This is a genomic window from Pseudarthrobacter sp. NPDC058119 (genome assembly GCF_042884655.1).
Taxonomy (GTDB): Bacteria; Actinomycetota; Actinomycetes; order Actinomycetales; family Micrococcaceae; genus Arthrobacter.
In genome coordinates this window covers 1-3,074 of sequence record NZ_JBHVTN010000018.1, presented here as the reverse complement: position 1 = coordinate 3,074, position 3,074 = coordinate 1, and the positions used below count along the sequence as shown (strand labels likewise).

2 protein-coding genes and 1 riboswitch are annotated in these 3,074 nt (G+C 64.0%); both genes read left to right on the top strand.

Annotated features, from left to right (window positions below):
- Positions 1 to 302: 302 nt before the first annotated feature.
- A riboswitch (glycine riboswitch) is annotated at positions 303 to 400 on the top strand.
- A 153-nt stretch (positions 401 to 553) separates the two neighbouring features.
- Complete coding sequence (cycA, locus tag ACFVTD_RS20940; protein WP_387567083.1) at positions 554 to 2,065, top strand: D-serine/D-alanine/glycine transporter; 1,512 nt, start codon at positions 554 to 556, stop codon at positions 2,063 to 2,065.
- Positions 2,062 to 2,988 (top strand): formyltetrahydrofolate deformylase, encoded by a 927-nt coding sequence (gene purU / locus ACFVTD_RS20935; protein WP_387567080.1) that lies wholly within the window; start codon positions 2,062 to 2,064, stop codon positions 2,986 to 2,988. Before cycA ends, purU begins: the two co-directional genes overlap by 4 nt.
- Positions 2,989 to 3,074 lie beyond the last annotated feature (86 nt).

The window sequence follows — 3,074 nt, the reverse complement described above, 5'->3', positions numbered from 1 at the left end:
TATTGAAATGTGGGTGATTCGGCTCACAAGATACAGGATGGCGGCCCCGGGGAGCAAATCGGGCCGTCATGAAGCACGACGGCAGGTCGTTACGCAGGTACCGTAATGCCGGGCTTGACTTTTGTTCGTGACGGACGCCACACTGAACCCCGTGATCCGGCCGGGCAGCGGAACTGGCCCAAAGAACGCTGGGCGCTCCCTCGCCGGTTGCGATCACCGGAGGCCCAAAATGCGCCGTGCGGCTTGAAGTCCACAGCGGATACCCTCCGATAACTGAACACCGATTTACCAATCAACGCTTTTGACCTGCGGCGGGAGAGCCCTGCCGGTACGTTCAGCAGGCGCCGTAGGAGCAAACCCTCCCCAGGAAACTCTCAGGCCCACGTACCGCCGCGGTGAGGCAACTCTGGAAAGCAGCCAGGCCCTGTCCTGGCTCACCGACGGTGCAAGCACGCCATCCCGGCGCGTGGAAACTCTCAGGTCCCAGACAGAGCGGGGAGGAAATCCAATCTTTGCGACACCCCGGGTGCCGCTCGAACGATGGAGTTCCTCAATGACGACCCATTCCCCGACGTCCCCCGGCGGCGGAGCCCCGCACCTGGAGCGGCAGCTCAGCAACCGCCACATCCAACTGATCGCCATCGGCGGCGCAATCGGCACCGGCCTGTTCATGGGTTCCGGCAAAACCATTTCTGCAGCCGGCCCCTCGGTGATCTTCGTGTACATGATCATCGGCTTCATGCTGTTCTTCGTCATGCGTGCCATGGGTGAACTGCTGCTCAGCAACCTCAACTACAAGTCCTTCAGCGATTTCGCCGCAGACCTGCTGGGCCCCTGGGCCGGCTTCTTCACCGGCTGGACCTACTGGTTCTGCTGGGTCATCACCGGCATCGCCGACGTCATTGCCATCGCGGGCTACTCCCGTGAACTCTGGCCCGGGATACCCCTGTGGATTCCCGGCCTGGCCACCGTGGCCATCCTGCTCCTGCTCAACCTCACCACCGTCAAGGCCTTCGGCGAGACGGAGTTCTGGTTCGCGCTGATCAAGATCATTGCCATTGCCGCGCTGATCATCGTCGGCCTGTTCATGATCTTCAGCGGATTCCAGTCCGACGCCGGTCCTGCCACCTTCACCAACCTGTGGAGCCACGGCGGATTCTTCCCGAACGAATTCATGGGCTTCGTGGCCGGTTTCCAGATCGCCGTCTTCGCCTTCGTGGGCATCGAACTTGTGGGCACCACCGCCGCCGAGGCCAAGAACCCGGAGCGGAACCTGCCCAAGGCCATCAACTCCATTCCCATCCGCGTGCTGCTCTTCTACGTGGGTGCGCTCATCATCCTGATGGCTGTCACCCCCTGGACCGAGTTCAGGGCAGGCCACAGCCCGTTCATCGCCATGTTCTCCCTGGCAGGCCTGGGCGCCGCGGCCACCGTGGTCAACCTCGTGGTGCTGAGCTCCGCCATGTCCTCCGCCAACTCCGGCATCTACTCAACCTCCCGCATGGTCTTCGGCCTCGCCCAGGAAGGGGACGCCCCGGACGTCTTTGGCAAACTTTCCCGGCGGAAGGTGCCCCAGAACGCACTGTTCCTCTCCTGCGTGCTGCTGCTGTCCGGCGTCGTCCTCATGTACGCGGGCCAGGACGTTGGCAAGGCCTTCGACATGGTGACCACCGTGTCCGCTGTCTGCTTCGTGTTCGTCTGGTCCATCATCCTGGCCAGCTACATTGCCTTCCGCCGCCGGCGGCCGCACCTGCATGAAGCATCGACGTTCAAGATGCCCGGCGGTGTTGCCATGGTCTGGGTGGTCTTCGCCTTCTTCGGCTTCGTGATCTGGACCCTCACCACCCAGCCGGACACCCTGGTGGCCCTGCTGGTTACCCCGGTCTGGTTCATCATGCTGGGCGCGGCCTGGTTCGTCCTCCGCCGCCGGCCCGCACACCAGGCCCGTTTTGCCACGTTCCAGGCTGAACTGCAGGCAGACCAGGACTTCACCGACGCCGCATCCGGCAAGGCTGTCCGTCCGGGTGCCGCCGCAGAAGCGGGGGAAGAACGGGTCAAGCGGTGATCGCCACGGATGCCCGCACGTCGCAGGCCGGCACGGCCGCGGCCGGGCAGCTCCAGGCCGCGGTTCCGGAAACGGTTAAGGAATTCGTGCTCACCTTCCATTGCCCGGATGCCCTCGGCATTGTCCAGGCGGTGGCGGCATACCTGCTGGAGCAGGAATGCTACATCGTGGACATCAAGCAGTTCGGCGACAGGGCAAGCGGCCGGTTCTTCATGCGCGTCCACGTCACCTCGCAGCTGGAGATTGAACTCGACCGCCTCCGGTCCGGTTTTGAACCGGTGGCCCGGCAGTGGCAGATGGACTGGCGCCTGGAACGCCACGGCCGCAAGCAGCCCATCCTGGTGATGGTGTCCAAGTACGACCACTGCCTCAACGACCTCCTGTTCCGCGCCCGCAGTGGTGAGTTGCCCGTCCGGATTGCCGCCGTGGTGTCCAACCACCCGGACCTGGAACCCCTTGCCGCCTGGCACGGTGTTCCGTTCCACCGCATCCCGGTCACGCCGGATACCAAGGCGGAAGCCGAGGAGCGGCTGCTGGAGCTGGTGGACCAGTACGCCGTGGAACTGGTGGTGCTGGCCCGCTACATGCAGGTGCTCAGCGACGAAGCCACTACCCGCCTCAGCGGCAAGGCCATCAACATCCACCACTCGTTCCTGCCCAGCTTCAAGGGCGCAAAGCCCTACCACCAGGCCTACGAACGCGGTGTCAAGACAGTGGGAGCCACTGCCCACTACGTCAACTCCGAGCTGGACGAAGGGCCAATCATTTCGCAGCAGGTCATCGAAGTGGACCACACGTATTCCGCTTCAGACCTTGTCACCGTTGGCCGCGACGCCGAATGCAAGGCGCTCACGAACGCCGTCCGGTGGCACGCTGAAGGGCGAATAGTCCTCAATGGCAACCGGACGGTCATCCTCCGCTAGCCGCAGGTCCGACCACGCGGCCGGCACCTGCACTCCCTCCAGGAGGAGGGGCAGGCGCCGGCTGCCGTGGCACAACATCTGAATAC